General features: G+C 45.4%; 3 protein-coding genes and 1 pseudogene. 2 read left to right on the top strand and 2 right to left on the bottom strand.

The annotated features are described in order from the left end of the window. A pseudogene (locus VE954_RS43750) lies at positions 1-109 on the top strand (IS6 family transposase); the annotation flags it as partial. A 274-nt stretch (positions 110-383) separates the two neighbouring features. Here VE954_RS43750 and VE954_RS08590 read toward each other — a convergent pair. Both VE954_RS08590 and VE954_RS44150 read right to left on the bottom strand, forming a co-directional pair. Then, entirely contained in the window at positions 384-752 is a 369-nt protein-coding gene (locus VE954_RS08590; RefSeq protein WP_324951694.1) for a hypothetical protein, read from the bottom strand. 338 nt (positions 753-1,090) lie between these two features. Next, the gene (locus VE954_RS44150; RefSeq protein WP_414698984.1) at positions 1,091-1,636 is read right to left on the bottom strand and encodes an IS5 family transposase; all 546 of its coding nucleotides are present in this window, start codon (positions 1,634-1,636) and stop codon (positions 1,091-1,093) included. Positions 1,637-1,821: 185 nt separating this feature from the next. Here VE954_RS44150 and VE954_RS08585 point away from each other — a divergent pair, with 185 nt between their 5' ends. Then, the gene (locus VE954_RS08585; RefSeq protein WP_324951692.1) at positions 1,822-2,637 is read left to right on the top strand and encodes a metal-dependent hydrolase; all 816 of its coding nucleotides are present in this window, start codon (positions 1,822-1,824) and stop codon (positions 2,635-2,637) included. The last annotated feature ends 292 nt before the right edge of the window (positions 2,638-2,929 follow it).

Here is a 2,929-nt window from a genome sequence, read left to right as displayed (position 1 = left end):
GGCCGCAAAAATCATTGCCGGAATCGAGATGATGGCCATGATCAAGAAAGGCCAGCTGGACATCCCGGGCTCCACTCCATTCGAACAGTTTTACGCCCTCGCAGGATAACTGCGTCCGGGGAATGATCCCTTCAGAAACTCCCTTTAGCCTCGGAAAAGTTTGCGACAGAGCCCTTTTCTGTCCGGGGACTGATCCCCTTTAAAACCTCACTCCAGCTTCGGAAATATGTCCAGTATTCAATTCGCATTCAACGTCTGACATGTTCATTGACTTTTTCTCGGACTTTCTTCCCCATCGCCACAGTTCCGAACCCACATTCCTTCCGGGGTTTCCCTTTGAGCCTGTTTAGAGCTCCTATCTTGTCGTCCATGAAAAAGTTTGTTCAGGCTATGGAGCGAACAAAATTCAAAGAGTGGCCAAGGTCCGGAATAAGACGCAATCGCTCAAAAATGCATTTTACGCTCACGTGAACGATGGCCATCAACTTTCTAAGGTTGAAGCCTGCTCCGGACATGACGGCGTTGATTCCATCGCCTTTTGCGCCCAAAAGATAGTTTCGCCCGAGCCTGTGATCGTGCTTCATGTGCCCAATAACGGGTTCGATGCTTGATCGGCGTTTAATGTTTAGCGGTGGATTCTTTGCCTTACCGGCGATGTACGCTTGTGATCCCCATACCAATCCATCAAAACCTTTGTACCCTTGATCCAGATAGTCTTCTGCCGGCCAGACATTATGAAGATTTTTGACCATCCAGAGTGTATCAGAGAGAGTGTGACCGTCAAATGGATTTCCTTGAAAGGACTGAATAGCAAGAACCCAGCAGGACTTTGCCGTTGTCGCTATCGATACCTTGGATCCGAATTCGTATTTCTTTTTCGCCTTGCCTTTTGCGATGCAGGACACCTCTGGAGCATGTAGGCCATGGATTTTGTCCTTCTGGTTTGGGTGTCAATTGAGGATGGATTCCGCCTGGGCGAGAAGAAGCCCCAGAGCAGGTGGTGGATCGGGAAGCTGTCTTCTGATATCCCGTATCACTCTTCCAAGAAAGGTTGTGAGTTTTTTAAGTGCGCGCCTGGCCGCTGCTCTTTTCATTTTTTAGGGTGGATGATTCGGGGACAGCTCGTGGCGTTTCGCATAAGTCTTGCCTTCAGCAACAGGCAAGAAATCGGGGTTTTGCACAATAGGTCTGCTGCGGACATATCGTGTGCGTTTCCACCGTTTAATTCGAATGTCACTGGATTGCCATGTGCATCGGACAGCATGTTTACTTTGGTCGTCAATCCACCTTTCGATCGACCTATAGCATGATCATATCCTTTGGGTCCACCCGATGCATGCTGATGGGCTCGATTGATGGTCGAATAAATGCAATTCCATGCATCCTCCGGATTGAATCCATAAATTTTCAGAACACCTCCAAGAATTCCTTTGATCGACCAGCGGTTGAACAGATTATATACCGACGACCAGGGTCCGAACCGTGGCGGCAGATCACGCCAAGGACTGCCTGTGCGAGCGCGCCAGAGCATTCCTTCAACCCGCATATAAAGTTGCTTTGTATTGTGCACGCCTTGCGAGAAAAGATATCCACGCCGAGTTCGCCACTTGGACCAATCCAGAATCGTCCTGGCCATTTTAAACCACCCCGCTTCCTTGCAGATTGGTTGAACAGGAGAAAACTTATAATCTATTCAAATACTTAAGTAAAACAAGTACAAGGCCTAATATTACTTAAATATTTTCGTAATTTTAAGAAATATTTCAGTCGGCCTTTTGGATTACCGATACTACCATTGTACGGAATGGAGGTAAATTCAGCTTGAGACCCTTACCCGACAGTATGCTATCATTTTCGAATTCATGCTCCTGGATTCGCGAAGCCCCTTTTGAAAGCAACTTCTATCATGCACTGTCAATTATTTTACCGGAATATGAAAAACGAATGATAGAATTTGGTAGTTTGGCTAATGTCCCTCATGAAGCGGAATGTCGAGAAGATCTTGTTCGATTTATGAAGCAAGAGTCAAATCATAGAAAGATTCACAATCGCTACAACAAGCATCTCGAAGGCGCTCATTATTCCTTTTCTATCATCACTCGGTTGGTTCAATCTTATGGAAATTTCGTAAGCCGATATTTTCCTCTGTCTTTGAAGATCGGTATCTGTGCTTCAGGAGAACATTTGACAGGGGTTGTGGCAACTTATTTTATCAATCACTATTCTCGATATAAAGACACGAGCGATCAACAGATTTGCCAACTTTGGCGTTGGCATGTGGTAGAAGAAATAGAACATAAGACAACTATGCATTCAGTCATGGAATTGAAGAATTATGGGTATTTTAGTCGAATGCTATCGTGTGTCATGATTGATATATGGCTTGTACTGCCAATGGTTCTATTTGGAATTTTACTTCTTTCTGCTCAAGATCGAAGTCTTTGGAGTCTAAAATTTTGGAAAAATGCATTTTCGACCCTCCTGGGAAGCAGAGGGCTTTTGTATACATTTTTGTATAAAACGATCAGCTATTTCAGACCAAGATTTCGTCCTCAGCTTACGGTCTCAGAGGCATCTTTTATTAAGAACTATGATTCTGAAGTTATACATTCAGTCAATCTAAAACAGGCGGTTTGAATCCTTAGAGGGCTGTTCATCGGACAGGATTTTCTTGTCTTCACGCCTCGTGTTGAGTCTTCTGGGAGCGTCGGGAAATTGGTGTCCGGGGTTGAAAATTAGTTCAGCAGTCCGATTTCAGCCGCTCATCCAGCATTTTCATGATTTTTCCGGCTTCTTCCTCAGTCTTACAATGCAGCAGTCGGTGAGTAGACCGAAGGAACCGCCCCCTCAGTCTCTCTCAGAACGGAGCGTGAACCTCTCAGCTCACTCCGCTCCCATTATTCAATCGTTATTGGCAAGAAGGGCCAAT

Source organism: Oligoflexus sp., assembly GCF_035638955.1.
GTDB lineage: Bacteria > Bdellovibrionota_B > Oligoflexia > Oligoflexales > Oligoflexaceae > Oligoflexus.
The sequence above is the reverse complement of the archived record's forward strand: the minus strand, read 5'-3'. Positions and strand labels throughout refer to the sequence as shown.

What these genes read in the sequence shown, in the direction of transcription:
- VE954_RS08590 (WP_324951694.1), bottom strand. Translation starts at nt 752, where the DNA reads ATGGTCAAAAATCTTCATAATGTCTGGCCGGCAGAAGACTATCTGGAT.
- VE954_RS44150 (WP_414698984.1), bottom strand. Translation starts at nt 1,636, where the DNA reads ATGGCCAGGACGATTCTGGATTGGTCCAAGTGGCGAACTCGGCGTGGA.